Origin of the sequence: Janthinobacterium sp. PSPC3-1 (assembly GCF_049896105.1) — a bacterium.
Taxonomy (GTDB): domain Bacteria; phylum Pseudomonadota; class Gammaproteobacteria; order Burkholderiales; family Burkholderiaceae_D; genus Janthinobacterium.
The window spans coordinates 1-976 of sequence record NZ_JAFCTQ010000091.1 but is presented as its reverse complement, the minus strand read 5'-3'; the positions used below and the strand labels follow the sequence as shown (position 1 = coordinate 976).

The window sequence follows — 976 nt, the reverse complement described above, 5'->3', positions numbered from 1 at the left end:
TTCGCGTTTGACCATCGCACGCAGTTTTTCGAACTGTCGCAGCAGGCCGGCGCGACCGAAGCGGCCATTTCAAAGCTGAAACAGCTGATGGTGCGGGCCGTGGCGCAAACGCAGGAGGCCCTGCAGTTGTCGGGCAAGACCGGCGTGCTGATCGATGGCCGCTATGGCGTCGATGCCCTCAACGATGCCACCGGACGCGGCTGGTGGATAGGCCGTCCGGTGGAACTGCCGGGTTCGAATCCGCTGCAGTTCGACTGGGGCCGCTCGATCGGCTCGCACCTGGTCAGCTGGCCGAAGGAACATGTGATCAAGTGTCTGGTACAACTGCATCCGGACGATGCCCCGGAAAACCGCCTGGAACAGGAAGCGCAGATCAAGGCCCTGTACGATGCGGCGCAAGTGAGCGGTCACGAACTGCTGCTGGAAATTATCCCGTCCGATGCCTTCCCGCAAGACGAGCACACCGTGCTGCGCGCCGTCAAGCGCCTGTACAACCTGGGCATCTATCCGGAATGGTGGAAGCTGGAAAGCCTTTCCGCGCAACAGTGGCAGGCCATCGACGCGCTGGTCCACGAGCGCGATCCGTATTGCCGTGGCGTCGTGCTGCTGGGCCTGAACGCACCGATTTCCGAGCTGGCCGCCAGCTTCGACGAAGCGAGAGAGAGCACCACCTGCCGCGGCTTTATGGTCGGGCGTACGATCTTCCAGGAACCGAGCCGCCGCTGGCTGGCCGGCCAGATCGATGACGCCACCCTGATCGCGCAGGTGCGCGCCAACTTCGAGCAATTGATAGTTCTGTGGCAACGCACCCGCAACCATCTGGAGCGTGCGGCATGAGTAATAAAACCATCCGTTTGACCATGGCGCAGGCGCTGGTGCGCTACCTGGCGGCACTGCGCGTCGAGAGTGGCGAACCCCTGTTCGGCGGCGCGTTTGCCATCTTTGGCCACGGCAATGTGGCGGGCCTGGGCGAAGC

Annotated in this window: 1 protein-coding gene; it reads left to right on the top strand. The window is 63.2% G+C overall.

The window, feature by feature from the left end:
- On the top strand, window positions 1–837 hold an 837-nt coding region (locus tag ACP7B7_RS31610; RefSeq protein WP_426079361.1), incomplete at its 5' end, for a 2-deoxy-5-keto-D-gluconate 6-phosphate aldolase domain-containing protein.
- Window positions 838–976 lie beyond the last annotated feature (139 nt).